The organism is Vibrio sp. J2-3(2022), assembly GCF_021725735.1.
Taxonomy (GTDB): Bacteria; Pseudomonadota; Gammaproteobacteria; order Enterobacterales; family Vibrionaceae; genus Vibrio; species Vibrio diabolicus.
The window spans coordinates 453,081-468,157 of the sequence record NZ_JAKKCK010000001.1 but is presented as its reverse complement, the minus strand read 5'-3'; the positions used below and the strand labels follow the sequence as shown (position 1 = coordinate 468,157).

Here is a 15,077-nt window from a genome sequence, read left to right as displayed (position 1 = left end):
CTTTAATTAGTCATAAATTGCTTTCCACTCTTCATACTTCTCAGGTAAAAGATCCTTACTTCTGAATAACTGATGGAGTGTTTTTCGAATCAGGTCTTCTAACTGCGACGATAAGTGGGGTTCCCAGCTCGCGAGATTAAACGCATTTTGTACTTCCCACCCCTTCTCAAGATACGGCAAACACAACGGGTATAATCCAACAGACTGGTAAGCTGCTATCAATTGTAAATACAGCATGAACTGTCCACGCCCTGAGCCATCAAGCTCAAGCTTGCGGGCGAGTTCTGCGGCATATTCCCCTAGATTTTCTAGAGTGATATCCTCCACCAGCAATGAATCTTCTTCAGCGATCACAACCGTCTGTACAACAGTTTGTGCTGCCGATGAAGTAGCATCTTGAGTAGACAACCAACTCAATGTTGCTTCATCTGCAAATGGTATAGAATTCTTAAAAGAGAGGCGTTCGATGCCCTCCAATGACTCAACAAACCGCTTTACTTCTTGTTTCACGGCAAGTGCTGCGTCATCAAAACCTAAGTTAGTAAGCATCAAATACACGAAATGGTGGCCTGTGAGCCAAAATGGCGCGTCAGTTAGCGTGCGCTCCAAACGTTTAATCGTGTCGATGTCACTTTCCTGATTGGCTTTGTCGCGGTATTCCGCTTGCTGATCGGACGATACCGCCAAGCTCAATGGCGTTTGATCGTTTTGGTGGTCAGGTAGACCATCAATGTCATCCCAAGTCAGATGACGATAAATTCGGTAAGCCAGCGGATCACTTGGATTCGCATGAAGCATGACTTCCGCGACTTTTTTTAACGTGCGTTTTGAAGCCGTAGGCGACGAGAAATCTGTATCGACATCGACTTCTTTTGCTACGGCTTTCTTAACTGGCGCAGGTTTAGGCGTCGGCGGAACCGTCTTCGCTGAAGCGGTTTGAACGTCGTTCTGTGCTGGCGTTTCTACCGCGGCAGGCTGCGTAGCTGGTGCCGCTTGTTCGATGGTAGCTATTGCGTCATCGCTCTGGTCATCGGCAGCTGCTTGTTGAGATAAAACATTGAGCTGCGTGCGAATCTCAAAGAAGTCAGCTTCGGAATCTTGGTAAACATCGTCGTACTGACGCTGCACTTCTTCAATCGCCGAAATACAGCCTGAAACTAATTCCCAAGATTGCGCACTGTCCGCAAGCTTAGTGCTCATCAATTTAAATTGATGGTTCAACCACTCCACCGCACCGTCTCTACCGCGTTTCCGTGACGGGTAAAGATCATTACCGAAGCAAGATAACGCCTCATTAAGCAGCTTCAGACCTTGCTCAAAACCTTTGAGCCCGGATTCCTCTGCAAGCGCTCGTACTAAATAGCAAAGTGCTTTTAAATCTTTACTATGATGCTCGAGCACTTCAATCGCATTGGTTTTTACTACATTCCAGTCGACTGTTTCGCCAAATAGAGAACCGAACTTTTTTACCTCGGCTTCCATCATTTCATAGCAAAACTCGTAACGAGCATCGTTACCCGCAGGAGATTCATCAGAAATCGGTTTAAGAAGGTGATCAGTATCAGTGTTGGACAAAATTCGCATCTCCTTCAGTCAAGTAGTCTCTCAATGCACGGGCTACGGCAATGGCACCATTTGCAGGCTTAGAAAACTGATGACTCTGATTAATCGCATCCGACGCCATGCTATCTAGAATTTTTGTGATTTCTGTAAATTTTCTTGGCGCATTTCGTTCTAAATCAGCAAGGGACTCATGCAATTTCTGTTTGTCGAAAATGGATTGCTCCATCACCGTACTAAACAGAATAAATTCGCTTCTTGCGATGATTAAGTCTGTTATTTTTTTTTCTAGTTCTGGCGTATTACCGAAGTAGGCTTTGGCTAATTCAGCTTCTTCAATCGCTTTGGTATAAAAGTGCGCTTCTGCATGTTTATCAATGGAGTCATTAATATTTTCCATTACTCTCTTTGGTAAGATTTGGCTATAGAAATATGCCTGTGACTGGTTTAATAACCATGCTTCTTTCACTTCTTCTTCTGCGAGCTTAGCTTCACCGCTTAAAATTAAGCGAGCAATCTGCTTATCTCGACTGCCAGCTATGGCAGATATTTTCATGGAATCGATAGAAGCGACATTTAACCCAGACATCACTTTAGTCAGTGTTTCGTCCGCATAGGGAAACAATGCACCATCACGAACGAGTTCCTCTCGCAACGTGACAAGCTCCTTACGTAAATCCACTAATGTCTGTGGTAGTCCATCAGCTAAAGCTTGGTAAGACTTCAACTGAGTCTGTTTTTCATTATATAAACCCGAAAGGCTTAGTTGCTGAACTCGATACGCTTCTCGGTAGGCTTCAGTCGTATCAACGCCCTGCTCAGTTTTTGCTAATACTTCTTTGATTTTCCATGGCGGCTCAGCCAAAAAAGAAGCAGTATCTGTGGGCGTGATTGTGTGACTTAAAGGTGTCGTTTCTTTGGCAAAAATAGCATCCAATGCATCCGAATTTTGCTGATACAAATAACTTCCTGTCATTGCCACCACACTCAACACTAAACTCGCCTCCAATAGTTTGAAGCGTCCGTACGCTGTTTTATCATTCGACTTACAGTGTGTAAGCAGAAGATCCGCATTACGCAAGCTACTGAAAATTGGTGCGTTAGAATTTGAGTTAATCGATTGAGTATCGATTCGTGCTAACTGCTGGGCGAAAGAAATAGCGGTATAGCCATGCCCTCTTGGTTTATTGATGACTTGTTTCAACAACTTCCAAATATGAGCCGGGATCAATGCAGGACGCTTTCGGTCTTTTAATTGTTTATTCCAAGTATCACCAAATATTGAACCCAAAAATAAATGTCCAGCGAGCAAAGCAAGGGAGTAAACATCATCTTGCGGTTCCGCGATGCCAGTTTCGATATAAAGAGGTGAAGCGTAGTTCAAGCTTGCTTCTGCGTAAGGTTCCGTTTCTCCAATATAACGAGCAGCACCGAAATCGATGAGTTTAACGTAATCGCCTTCACTCACTAGTACGTTGGATGGCTTAATATCAAGATGGCAGATGCCTCTTGTGTGCATAAACTCTAAGGCACCAGCGAGTTGATATACCAACCAAGCGATATGGTCGTGGCGGAAACCTTTAGAAGAGTGGCGCTCCATCTTTTCTGCGAGTGATTCACCTTGGATCCACTCGTACATCAAATATGGGCGTTCGAATTCGTTGCCGATTTTTATGAAGTTAGCCACGCTCGGATGTTGGGAAAGCTCTAATCGACTCGCTTCGTTAACCAACATTTTGCTCGCAAATTCTGGCGAGTCATCATTGATAACTTTGCAACAGATCTGCTTTTCTGGCTGCCCTTTTTTTGCGAGATGATAAACGGTTGTTTTACCATTTTTAGAGGGAAGCTTGTCTAATACATCAAATTGTGAAAAAAGCACGTACTCAAGCTTTGGCTTATTTTTTTCTGCTAGCCTTTGCTCATTCAGTTTCTTTTTCTCAATAGCTTTCACAACCAACTGATCGATATATCCTTTGGCTGTACTCTGATTATTAGACACTTAGTACTCTTTCATAGAATAAATATTATTAGAGTTGAATAATATTTTCTTGAACATACTTGTATCAAGGCTAGTATTTAAAACAAACAGTAAGCCTATTATTTTAGTTATTATTACTAACTTATTAGAGTTTTTTACTTACGCTTTCACTGCATGAGTTATACGCTTTTTCATGTTACAAACGTAAACCTAATAATATGAGTGTATTTTCATTGCCATTTGATCGATGAGTGCCTACTAACATTGCAGCAACTGGAGAATCCCCTTGTCACCATGAAAGTCAAACATTAACAACGTGGTTGGTTGCCTAAAATGGTGATCTCTGACCGCAAAGGCGATTAAGGCTAGAGAAGAGCAACTGCCCAACGTGCCCCACAATTCGTTAATAAGCTGTGGCTGTTCTGGATTCGTGAACCGTTCCGCTTTAGCCCCCAGAGCAAAGCCGTAATCTTCCGTGTGCATGCGAAGGTTCGTCATATCGGAATATACTTCACCAAATGAATCGAGCTTTTTGCTCGCACGTTGAACAAGTCGAAACATACCTCTTCGGTCTGAAGTATTTAATTCCGTATCAATATAGCCAAGTTGCGCTTGAGGCTTAAGTTTCAATGTCTCTATGGTATTTCTACGACAAAGAATTAAACCTGCCCCACCCTCGCTCGGAATAACGCCCCATGGATTATTCGTACTCATTACCATCGCATCGTCGATGAGTGTTTGCATCGAATTCACCAAGGAATCGACACTGATACACATCATGGCATCGTATTTATCCAATGATTTCATGGCCTGGAGAACGAAACTAGGCCCACTGGCATGAACTGCATTCACCACAGAGACAAACTCAGCATAGTTACTTTCACCAAGCCATTCTTGCACCTTTACTAGTGAAACAGACGTAGGCACCGCTATAAGTAACGGAATCGGCTTTAAAGAACGCGGCAATTGTTCCAACAATGAATCAAGCAAGCGGGTTATTAACTCACACGTTTTCTCAAACTGTTCCATTTCTTTGGTGTATTCGATTTTTGCGTAAGTAAACCGCTCGATACCATCATCTCCTACACATTGGTCGAATCTTCCTAAATCAGCATACGAAACTGCACTGGCAATATCTAAGTTCATACCAGTTGGTGTCATCACTTCCATACCCAACACATAGCGACCTGTTGAATTATGCATGCTCGCTTACCTCTTCCAACTTAGTGATCGATGTCGACACCAACAAATGCTCTTTACCCTGACAAGGAAACGCAGCGGTGTAACTGATTGATATGGTTTTCTTTTCAGCATCAACGAATAAGGTGTACATCGCCATATCAACTTGATAGCTATCGTTATTAAAAACGGCAGTTGCTCGATATTTCTCTTTAGGAATGCGGAATGAAAGCGTGTCATCATGACAAAAGCCACTCATCATCAAACGCTCTCCCCCATGAAGAAAGCCTTTGCACTGCTGATCAATAGGCGCGCTTTGGAAGAACCGCTTATCAAAATCGAGTGGCAACATTGGCTTGCGGTTCTCAATCCAATCGTCATCGAACGTGCCGGCCAGCTTCTGGCGCGACTCAAAGAACGGAGGGACTGGCCCGAACCCCGCAACGCGTAGTTTTTTCGCGGCGGCACTCCAGTCCTCTCGAGGATAAAAAACCGAGGGTACTTTCTGTTCAAGCAATTCTTTGTTGGAGTCGGCAACCCCACCACCTATTCGGTTACGTAAATCACCGCCTACCGCGCAAGTGTAATCAATGTCTTTTTCAATAAATGGGATTGGATTACTCAGCGTGATACTGCCAGCATGCTCAACCCATACGCGTTCCCCGTAAATAGCGAGAGTCTTATCGATATGACCATCAATCAACACGCGACACTCTTGGTATGTCACTGGCTTTTTCGCGTAGCTGCGTGCTTTGCCGTAAACAAGTACATCTGTGTTGTCTTTGGTATACGCGAACTCGTGGTCAACTTTCATCGCAGAGAAGCCTTCTTCGCCCAAATATTGAGGATCATCGAAGATTTCACTTTCACCTAATTCGTGCCAAACCACACCATCGAATTGCCATGTGCGTTTGGCGACCACAACCCAGACTTCATCGCCGTTTTCGTCACGTTGAAAACGACCTTTAAGTGACAGCTCAGGGTGCGCCTCAATATCCCATAACTGCATTGCTATTCCTTAAGTTGAATCGTTCGCTCGCAGAAGGTGCGGCCTTTAAATTGTTAAAGTTCCAGTCTTGTTGATGAATCGGCATTGCCATATCCCAAGGCACGTAGGCTCTGGATTGAATACAGAGTTGACGCCATAGCCAATCGCGGAACAGCACATCAACGTTAGCATCTTGCATCGCAGCTAACGTAGACTCGAAGCTCAATGCGTAACCCAAGCGGCTTGGTAGATTTTGGATATATTTTTCATCTTCCACCCACTCATTGAGAAGATCGACGATATCTTCCCATTCATACTCGACACCAACATCTTGCGGAGTCAGAGGAAGAAGTTTTCCGTAGACGACATACAAGGCTTGAAGCCAAATTTCACCCTCCGCTTCCTCCAGACTTTCCAAGTGCTCGATGATTGGGGGCATCAACTTCCAATCACCACTCAGCGCAAAATCAACAGGTGCTAATGGAGAAGAGATATCAAACGCCTCAAACTCTTTTAACTCAAGCAACTTGGCATAAGTGAGCACTTGCGCTGATGGTAATCCATTTGGTTCGATGCCAAAGCTCTGACGGAACCAAGTGCCTCTGTCACGTTTGGTAATCAAACGTTCAAATAGATATTGTTCGCTGCCTGCATTGTCATTGAGCCAATCAATCCCCTCTTTCACGTCTTGTAAAGCGAGTAGTGGCAAAGCAACATGAGAGCTAATGATGCTGGCTTTGTTCCAGCGCTTGATGAGAGAGACGCTTAGTGTTTGACGTACACGTAAGCATTCAAAGTAAAACGCACTGGATGTCGCATTACCCTCAATAAGCTCCGAAAGCGTGCTATCCATAGATTCAACCGGAGATTGCACGGCAACGACCATTGCAGTTTTAGCGTCAATATCTTCGAGCAAACTCAGTCCACACAAAAGGTTATCAAGATCTGAACCTAGCTCTCCTTGTAACATGAGCCAGATATAGATTTCTGGCTCTTTGCTTCTTAATTGATGGAGTAAGCCCGGCGCTAATCGATAAAACGACAAGTACACCTGCTCCAGTTCTTCAATTTGGCGTTCGATCAGTTTGAGATACTCCAACTCACGACTTGGATAACCCCTTTTGTGAATTTGAACTCGCTGCCTGATTAAAAACCCGATACTTTCAGAAGCAATGGACAGCTTTTCATTACAGAAATCCAGCCATGTTACTGGCAACTGGGAAAGGTCATTCACAGCGCGCTCAGCTTTTGCTAACGCGCCTTCGACTTCTTGATTGGTTATGGGTGCCTTTAGGTGCTCGGCACCGATTCTTTGTCGCATCTAGTTGTCCGTTATTAGCGTGCCATAACGCGATTGCAATTAGTTAACTCGAAGTAATTAGCTCACTCGGCGTGACTTGTTAACACAAAACCATTAGCTAACGCGATGTAACTAGTTAATTGCTATCGTTCCGCCTTGAATTTTTTGTGCTTTTTCTGCTTGAGAAGTGACGTACTTCGCTTTAGTGGTAATTCGTCCATCGCGCCCGCTATAGCGAGTTTCTGTCTCACCACTTTTGACTACCAACTCTTGTTCTGTCTCGATAACCATCTTCTTCGCTCGCAATACAAACTCATCAGAGTCATCCAGAATGGAGAAAAAAATGTCCGTCACAAGAGGCAAGCTTAAGTCGTCGTTCAAAAACTCAATTCGACAACTTAATCGATTATCGATAGCCATTTGCAGTTCAGAACGACGAAAGCCACGTCCTAGTCTCGCAGTGAGTGGCTGCTTAAATGGATTACCATCAAAATCAACTCGTACACTGCCCGTAGACTCATTGATAGCCACTATTATTCCAAAACGCGAAAAGCAAGCCGTTGATTCGGCTTGCTGCTCTGATATTACTTCTGTTGTAAGAGGTTGTTTTTCCATTGTTAGTTAACCACTACGTTGCCACCTTTCACGACGACTTTGTCACTGCCTTCGATCGTAATAGCCGAGCCTGATAACTTTATTGAACCATCACTGTTCATCACTAAAGAGGAACCACCCGTTTTCAATACAATTTTGTCGCCACTGATGATTTGCGTCGCACCATCGGCTTTATAAGCGGTGTTACCTTTCACTGATACCGTTAAGTTGCCACCAACCGTCTGGTTATCATCAGCACCAATGTCTGAACTCTTAGACGCACCGATAGTAAGGTTACTGTTTTCACCAATATCTAAGTCATCATTTTTGCCGATCTTAGTCGTACGGTTATCACCAATTTCTAAGTCAGAATTGTTTTTCACATACTGAGCTTCATTCGCGTTGTATGTGACGGTAACGTCTTGCTCGACTGTCTCGGTAAACGTACTGTTTACTTGTGTCGTTTTATGCCCATGAATGGTTTCTTTATGGTCACCATGAACTTCATTCGTTTGGTGACGTGCAACCTTTAAGAATTCATCTTGACCGATATCACGGTAACGGTTGTTGAGCACCTTGGTAGACATGTCTTTTTGAGCGTGAATATAGACTTCTTCTTGGTTCGCTTCGTCTTCAAAACTCAACTCGTTGTAACCTGTTCCTTTATGCGTTTGCGTGCGGAACGTGGTACGAGTTTTGTTTTCTGGCAAAGAGTACGGTGGGAAATGCAAACCGTTGTAAACTGCGCCCGTAACTAACGGACGATCTGGATCCCCCTCAAGGAAAGTCACCACGACTTCATGGCCAATACGCGGCAAGTACACTGCGCCCCATGTTGGTGCCGCCATGGATTGGCTTACACGAATCCAACAGCTTGAATGTTCGTTGTTATCACCGTAGCGATCCCAATGGAACTGTACTTTCACTCGACCAAGCTTATCGGTGTAAATCTCTTCACCTTCTGGTCCTACAACAACCGCCGTTTGCGGGCCATCCACTACTGGTGCCGCTAGTTTAGGCGCTTTAAATACCACATCACGTGGAATACATGAGAACTGGTTGTAGTAAGTGGTTGGCATACCACTCGCTTCATCTTCATGCACTTGCGGATCTTGCCCTGTGTGCATTACAGACAACATGAGGTAATCGCGGTTGATCTCGGAGCGCGGATGGTCACTGACGTTAAAGCTGTAACCAGATGCTAAGCGCATTACGTCACTGGTTGCTTCCACTTGTTGATTATCGACAATGTGTTCCGACATCCATTCCGTGGTTCTCACCTGACCCATCAGTGGGTCAACGTATCGTCCAGGATAATCAAACTGCTTGAGATCTTGGTCTAGCTCACCAGCCTGTGTCATCTCTTGTGGAATTTTAGGGTGTTCGTAGTTGTAATCTGTGTACGTAACCTGTCCCGTTCTAACGCGGTTAACTAACTCGAGATCAGAGATATGTTCGCGATCGGCAACACCGCCACCATCGGCATGATAAACAATCGGCCCAATGTATGAAGCATTTAGTGGCGAGCTTATCAAAGGTGCAATCGCGTCATTACTGTCGACAATGACCATCGTATGATTTGAATTGCTATGGTCAAAGTAATACCACATACCGTGTTCAGCCATCATGCGCTGCACGAAGTGCAAGTCAGACTCACGATATTGCAGAACGTATTCTTTTGGAGGATAAGTACCCGACACTTCAAATCGGTAATCGGTGACTGCCCCATCATCGAGTACTTCTGTGATGATGTCTTGCGCTGACTTTTGCTGGAAAATACGACAATCTTGGCGCTGAGATAAGAACCAAGCTTGAGGAACCAATACTAATTGATAACGAGAAAAACGACGTCCAGTCCCTAAGTAACGAACTTCATTCACCACGCCGTTGAACACACGCGCAGCCCCAACACCTTGTCCGTAAAGTGTCAATGTTCCTGCTTTACGTATTAACTCATCGAACGAGATATCTGGATCAAGTGAAAGTAATGAGAGATTGATGTGGAAAGGCTTAGATAACTCTTCATGAACATGAAAGCTCTCAACCCGAAATTCATGCCCACATCCAGGCACTTCAAATTTAAATTCTACGTCATTCACCATATCTTTTACCTGATACAAATAATCGAATTAGGGCCAACAATCGTTGGCCCTGAATCTTTACGCGACGAGCAATTAAGCTTCGCGTGGAGCACGCCAGTCGTCGTTACCCGCAGTACCACAGTTTTCGTGAGTTACTTCGATCGCACGGTAAGTGAACTTAAGCACTTCTTCTGTCACGCGGTCAGCTGTTGCTGCGTCTTGACAGTGGTTCATACGAGTTTGGATATCGACAAGTAGCGCATCAATCAATTTGATTGAGTAGTAGTGCTCTTGTTTACCTTGAACTGAAGTACGGTAGAAGCGGATCACACACTCAGGAAGTTTTTCGCCAGATACTAGTGCGTTGAATAGTAGTGGAGATGAGCGATCTTGAACTTTAGTTACAACAAGTGGACGGTGTACACGTTGACCAGTTGGCTGACCACTTTGTGGATCACGTGGAACTGTTAGCACGTGATCAAGTTCTTGTACTAGGAACTCATCAACGTGAGCTTCTTGCCATGTGTTACCTACTGAATCTGCAGAGTAAGTATCTTTAGTAATATGGCCTTGAGTCTCACCTTGGATAGACATATATGCTGGAGTCGGCATCGCTATTTCCTTTTCTAAAATCTGTTTTGTTTAAATCACCAAATCGCTTATCACCGCGACCACTTGGTATAATCAAAGTCCGTGCCAACTTTTAAAGCACAATAAAAACAATGACTTAAATAAACCAAGGCATTATTCACTAATATCTTGAGTACAATTTATTGGATAAAAAACCAAAAAGTTGGATTAAGATAATAATAAATTGTTCTAACTTTAAAAAGTGAAAATAACCATATAAAACTTTGTAAATAAAGTCATTAAAACTAATAAATCCGACACTTTTACTATCAATTAATTTAGAATAACAACGCCATTAAAATAACCACAAACATTAATGTCACAATAATAATTAAAAATAACCAACAAACGATAGTCAAAATATCTTGATAAAAAAAGAACGCAATCACTTTTAGTATAATAGCCTCTACCTCTTTTCCTCTAAAGAATAAAATGGCTATGATAAATATAAACCTTTCTTCATTAATTCAGCGTCTACACCCGATTGCAAAAGTAGCATTAGAAGACGCCGCTGCACTTGCAGTCTCTGAAAAAGCAAACGAAGTTCAAATTGAGCATTATTTACTGAGTCTATTAGAAAGGCCAAATAGTGATTTTGACGTCTTATTAAGTCATTTTGATTGTTCTGAGAACTTATTAAGACAATCGGTTCGATCCACACTCGACACCAACGCCAAAGGAAATGGCAGCAAACCTGTTTTTTCTGCTTTATTAATCGAATGGTTGCAAGAAAGCTGGCTGGTTTCTTCTTTAGATCTATCCGAAACACAAATCCGCTCTGGCGCCCTACTCCTTACTCTTGTTAGCAACCCTCTCCGTTACGGCCAACATGGTTACGCCTCTATCCTTGAAGCGGTAAACCCTGACAGCCTTAAGCGTAACTTTGCGGAGCTAACAAGCCAATCTATTGAGGCGCAAGTCGCGACTTCAGAGAAAACACAAGCTCGTGAAGATGGTTCAGCACTGAGCAAGTTCACAACCGACTTCACTGGTAAAGCACGCAAAGGCGAAATCGACCCTGTTTTCTGCCGCGACCAAGAAATCCGCCAAATCGTGGACATTCTTGCTCGTCGCCGTAAAAACAACCCTATTGCTGTTGGTGAACCGGGCGTTGGTAAAACCGCAGTAGTAGAAGGCTTGGCACTTAAGATTGTACAAGGTGACGTACCAGACAACCTCAAAGGTGTTGAGCTTTACGGCCTGGACATGGGTCTTCTGCAAGCTGGTGCAAGCGTAAAAGGCGAATTCGAAAAACGCCTAAACGCAGTATTGGATGAAGTGAAAAATTCGCCAACCCCTATCATTCTTTTCATCGATGAAGCACACACCCTTGTTGGTGGTGGCAACCAAGCGGGCGGCAGCGACGCTGCAAACTTGTTAAAACCTGCCCTAGCACGTGGTGAAGTGAAAACCATCGCTGCGACAACATGGTCGGAATACAAGAAGTACTTCGAGAAAGATCCTGCCCTTGCGCGTCGTTTCCAATTGGTAAAACTTGACGAGCCGTCTCCTGAACAAGCAGCATTGATCATTCGTGGTCTTCGCCCTGCATACGAGAAGTCACACAACGTTTACGTGCGTGATGACGCCATCACTGCTGCGGCAACGCTTTCTGCGCGCTACATCTCTGGCCGTCAACTACCAGACAAAGCGATCGATGTACTAGATACGGCGTGTGCACGAGTGAACATCAGCCTTAATGCTATTCCTGCTTCTGTAGAGACCCTGCAACAAGAACTTGCAGCTCAACAGCGCGAGCTTGAAGCACTTGAGCGTGATGCTCTGCAGCAAACTGGCGACAAGCACAGCCTTGCTAACATTCCAGACCTAAAACTGGCAATGGAAACAACGAAAGAAGAGCTAGCAGAACAAGAAACGCAATGGCACAAAGAAAAAGAGCAGATCCAAGAGATGATTGCTCTACGCTCTCGCTTACATGAACTGGTCTTCGGCGAAACAAATGAAGAAGAGCTTGCTGCAGACGAAGATTCAGAACAAGATCAAGACGTTTCTCCATATGCAGAAATGAATGAAGAAGCGGTTCGCATTGCGATTTCAGCCTGCCAAGAACAGTTAGACGCGATCCGCAATGACAATCCATTGGTTCACTTTGAAGTGGGCCCAGATGAAGTCAGCCACGTGATCTCGGATTGGACTGGTATTCCAATGGGTAAGATGCTTCAAGACGAAGCAGAAACCACGCTAAAACTGAAAGGAAGCCTAACACAAAGCATCAAAGGCCAAGAATACGCTATCGATGCACTGTCTGAAGGCATTCAAACTGCAAAAGCCGGCCTAGGTAACCCAGACGCACCGACGGGCGTATTCCTGCTGGTTGGTCCAAGTGGTGTGGGTAAAACCGAAACTGCTCGAGCGATTGCTGACCAAATGTTTGGTGGCGAGCGCTTTATGACGACCATCAACATGTCTGAGTTCCAAGAGAAGCACACCGTATCTCGCCTAATTGGTTCACCTCCGGGTTACGTAGGTTACGGTGAAGGAGGCATGCTGACAGAAGCGGTTCGTCAACGTCCATATTCTGTTGTTCTTCTTGATGAAGTGGAAAAAGCCGACCCTGAAGTGTTGAACCTATTCTACCAAGTGTTCGACAAAGGCACGCTGAACGACGGCGAAGGCCGCACCATCGACTTCAAAAACACGCTGATCATCATGACCAGTAACCTTGCGACGCACGAGATTGAATCTTTGGTTCATCAATCAAAAGACATCGATGCAAACATCATCGCAGAAGCTATCCGTCCTACTTTGAACCAACATTTCAAACCGGCGCTGTTGGCACGTATGTCAGTACTGCCATTTGTTCCGCTGTCTGATGAAGCAATGACAGAAATTATTCACCACAAACTGAACAAAGTTTCTCTGCGTCTACAGAGCCATCACAAGTTGTCGCTAAGCTACGAAGAAAGCTTGGTTGAGTTCGTACTAGGTAACTGTCGCCTTGCTGAAACAGGCGCGCGTAATATCGACGCGGTCATCAACCGTCAGTTGCTGCCGCAACTATCGACTCAGCTATTAGTGCATGACAAGGATGATTCACATACGCAAATCGAAGTGTCTGTCGATGAGCAAGGAACACTAACCTATGCGTTCAGCTAACCATAGCGAACTTAGTAACGCCCTACTTGCGATCAGTCAGTCTTTGGCTGATCGCAGCCAGCTTACCCAAACATTGGATGCTGTGTTGACCGCGGCGAGACAAATGACCCTCGCAAAGCACGGCATCATTTATGTTTTGGACCAGACTGGGCAAGCGTTGATTCCAAGTACCGCTCACCATAACGATAAAACGATTGTTTCCCACCCTTGGGAAGCATTACAGTTAGACTCAGCCAGTGAGAACGACCCATTTAACTTTGCCATTCGTAATGGTGAAGTGGTGTTGATTAACGAGTTGTATAAGTACAACGGCTATGACTGCGAAAGCATCTATCAAACTGAGCAGACACTGGGATTAAAAAGCGAGAACTTACTGGCTTGGCCTTTGATTGATAGCGAAAGCAAAACCATTGGACTGTTAGTCTTACTCGATTTGAACGTCATCGACAACGAGGCAGCCTTGACTGAGTTTTGTCGTATGGCTGCGAGTAATATTCGCCAAGCCGTTTGGTTAGAGCAATACGGGCAAGTAATAAAAAATCTCAATGCCGACAATCAAGCCCTAGTACGCGAGAACACTCAGCTCAAAAAGCGTACCCAGAAAGCCTATCAAGGTCCTATTGCAGAGAGCGAAGAAATGCTCAATGTCTTGAATCGTCTTGATAAGGTGCTATCTCTTCCTGTCGATGTGCTGTTGCGTGGTGAAACGGGCGCTGGTAAAGAGGTGATCGCGAAATACATTCACGAAAACTCTAATCGTTCAGAACAACCTTTGATCGTACAGAACTGTGCCGCAATCCCAGAGCAGTTATTAGAGTCAGAACTCTTTGGCCATAAGAAAGGCTCATTTACGGGCGCAGACAAAGACAAAGTCGGTTTGTTTGAAGCAGCCAACGGCGGCACGCTTTTCCTAGATGAAATTGGCGATATGCCAATGCTACTACAAGCGAAGTTACTGCGTGTACTGCAAGAGCGTAAAGTTCGCCCAATCGGCACTAGCAAAGAGATTGAAGTGGACGTTCGCGTTATCGCCGCAACCCACTGTAATCTTATGCAGCAAATCAAAGATGGCGGATTCCGTGCCGATTTGTTCTATCGTTTGAATGTGTTCCCTATTACATTACCACCACTGAGAGCACGCAAGTCGGACATTATTCCCCTTGCTGAGCATTTCGTGCAACACACAACCAACACGCTAGGTTTGCCGCAAGCGCCAGGGTTAAGTGCCAACGTACGTAAACAGCTCCTTGCCTATCAATACCCAGGGAACGTGCGTGAGCTTAAGAACATCATTGAGCGCTCGGTGCTACTGTCCGATTTTGAAACCATTACTCACATTGAGTTTGGCGAACAAATCCCAGAAGATGTGCCAAATATCGGCATGAAAGCAGCCGCACCTACCCCAGACCAACCTGCTTACGAGCGGCAGGCACAAGCGGATTTAGAAGACGCTTCAAAGAGCCTTAAGGACGTCGTTAGCCAATACGAGCGTACAGTGATCATCGATTGCTTAAATGCGTGTAATTGGCACACCAAGAAGGCCGCTGAACAATTGGCACTTCCAATGAGCACTCTCAACCATAAGATGAAGAAATACGATATTTCTGCAGCGGGTTGATGGGGCTTAAAAAGAAAATTCTAAATTCA

General features: G+C 44.6%; 10 protein-coding genes. 2 read left to right on the top strand and 8 right to left on the bottom strand.

The window, feature by feature from the left end:
* Window positions 1–6: 6 nt before the first annotated feature.
* The 8 genes from tssA to L3V27_RS02015 form a co-directional block, all read right to left on the bottom strand.
* Window positions 7–1,575, bottom strand: a complete 1,569-nt coding sequence (gene tssA, locus L3V27_RS02050; protein WP_237310865.1) for a type VI secretion system protein TssA — start codon at window positions 1,573–1,575, stop codon at window positions 7–9.
* Window positions 1,562–3,562: a protein kinase gene (locus L3V27_RS02045; protein WP_237310863.1), complete on the bottom strand. Its 2,001-nt coding sequence runs from the start codon at window positions 3,560–3,562 to the stop codon at window positions 1,562–1,564. The genes tssA and L3V27_RS02045 overlap by 14 nt, the downstream gene beginning before the upstream one ends.
* 237 nt (window positions 3,563–3,799) lie before the next feature.
* Window positions 3,800–4,744: a hypothetical protein gene (locus L3V27_RS02040; protein ID WP_203347565.1), complete on the bottom strand. Its 945-nt coding sequence runs from the start codon at window positions 4,742–4,744 to the stop codon at window positions 3,800–3,802.
* A complete protein-coding gene (locus L3V27_RS02035; protein WP_170901837.1) occupies window positions 4,737–5,729 on the bottom strand; it encodes a DUF2169 domain-containing protein in 993 nt (330 codons plus the stop codon). The genes L3V27_RS02040 and L3V27_RS02035 overlap by 8 nt, the downstream gene beginning before the upstream one ends.
* On the bottom strand, window positions 5,710–7,029 hold the full coding sequence (locus tag L3V27_RS02030) for a hypothetical protein (protein ID WP_237310861.1): 1,320 nt from the start codon (window positions 7,027–7,029) through the stop codon (window positions 5,710–5,712). The genes L3V27_RS02035 and L3V27_RS02030 overlap by 20 nt, the downstream gene beginning before the upstream one ends.
* A 111-nt stretch (window positions 7,030–7,140) precedes the next feature.
* Complete coding sequence (locus L3V27_RS02025; RefSeq protein WP_005392644.1) at window positions 7,141–7,623, bottom strand: hypothetical protein; 483 nt, start codon at window positions 7,621–7,623, stop codon at window positions 7,141–7,143.
* A gap of 2 nt (window positions 7,624–7,625) precedes the next feature.
* A complete protein-coding gene (tssI, locus tag L3V27_RS02020; protein WP_237310859.1) occupies window positions 7,626–9,704 on the bottom strand; it encodes a type VI secretion system tip protein VgrG in 2,079 nt (692 codons plus the stop codon).
* Between the two features lie 72 nt (window positions 9,705–9,776).
* Window positions 9,777–10,295, bottom strand: a complete 519-nt coding sequence (locus L3V27_RS02015; protein WP_005373415.1) for an Hcp family type VI secretion system effector — start codon at window positions 10,293–10,295, stop codon at window positions 9,777–9,779.
* 456 nt (window positions 10,296–10,751) lie between these two features.
* Between L3V27_RS02015 and tssH the strand changes: the two genes are divergently transcribed.
* Window positions 10,752–13,430, top strand: a complete 2,679-nt coding sequence (tssH, locus tag L3V27_RS02010) for a type VI secretion system ATPase TssH (RefSeq protein WP_150916887.1) — start codon at window positions 10,752–10,754, stop codon at window positions 13,428–13,430.
* Window positions 13,417–15,048 (top strand): sigma-54-dependent Fis family transcriptional regulator, encoded by a 1,632-nt coding sequence (locus L3V27_RS02005; RefSeq protein WP_237310857.1) that lies wholly within the window; start codon window positions 13,417–13,419, stop codon window positions 15,046–15,048. Before tssH ends, L3V27_RS02005 begins: the two co-directional genes overlap by 14 nt.
* The last annotated feature ends 29 nt before the right edge of the window (window positions 15,049–15,077 follow it).

Excerpts from the sequence above, each read along its gene's own strand:
- L3V27_RS02015 (WP_005373415.1), bottom strand. The coding sequence starts at position 10,295 with ATGCCGACTCCAGCATATATGTCTATCCAAGGTGAGACTCAAGGCCAT.
- tssH (WP_150916887.1), top strand. The coding sequence starts at position 10,752 with ATGATAAATATAAACCTTTCTTCATTAATTCAGCGTCTACACCCGATT.
- L3V27_RS02030 (WP_237310861.1), bottom strand. The coding sequence starts at position 7,029 with ATGCGACAAAGAATCGGTGCCGAGCACCTAAAGGCACCCATAACCAAT.
- L3V27_RS02040 (WP_203347565.1), bottom strand. The coding sequence starts at position 4,744 with ATGCATAATTCAACAGGTCGCTATGTGTTGGGTATGGAAGTGATGACA.
- tssI (WP_237310859.1), bottom strand. The coding sequence starts at position 9,704 with ATGGTGAATGACGTAGAATTTAAATTTGAAGTGCCTGGATGTGGGCAT.
- L3V27_RS02005 (WP_237310857.1), top strand. The coding sequence starts at position 13,417 with ATGCGTTCAGCTAACCATAGCGAACTTAGTAACGCCCTACTTGCGATC.
- L3V27_RS02025 (WP_005392644.1), bottom strand. The coding sequence starts at position 7,623 with ATGGAAAAACAACCTCTTACAACAGAAGTAATATCAGAGCAGCAAGCC.
- L3V27_RS02035 (WP_170901837.1), bottom strand. The coding sequence starts at position 5,729 with ATGCAGTTATGGGATATTGAGGCGCACCCTGAGCTGTCACTTAAAGGT.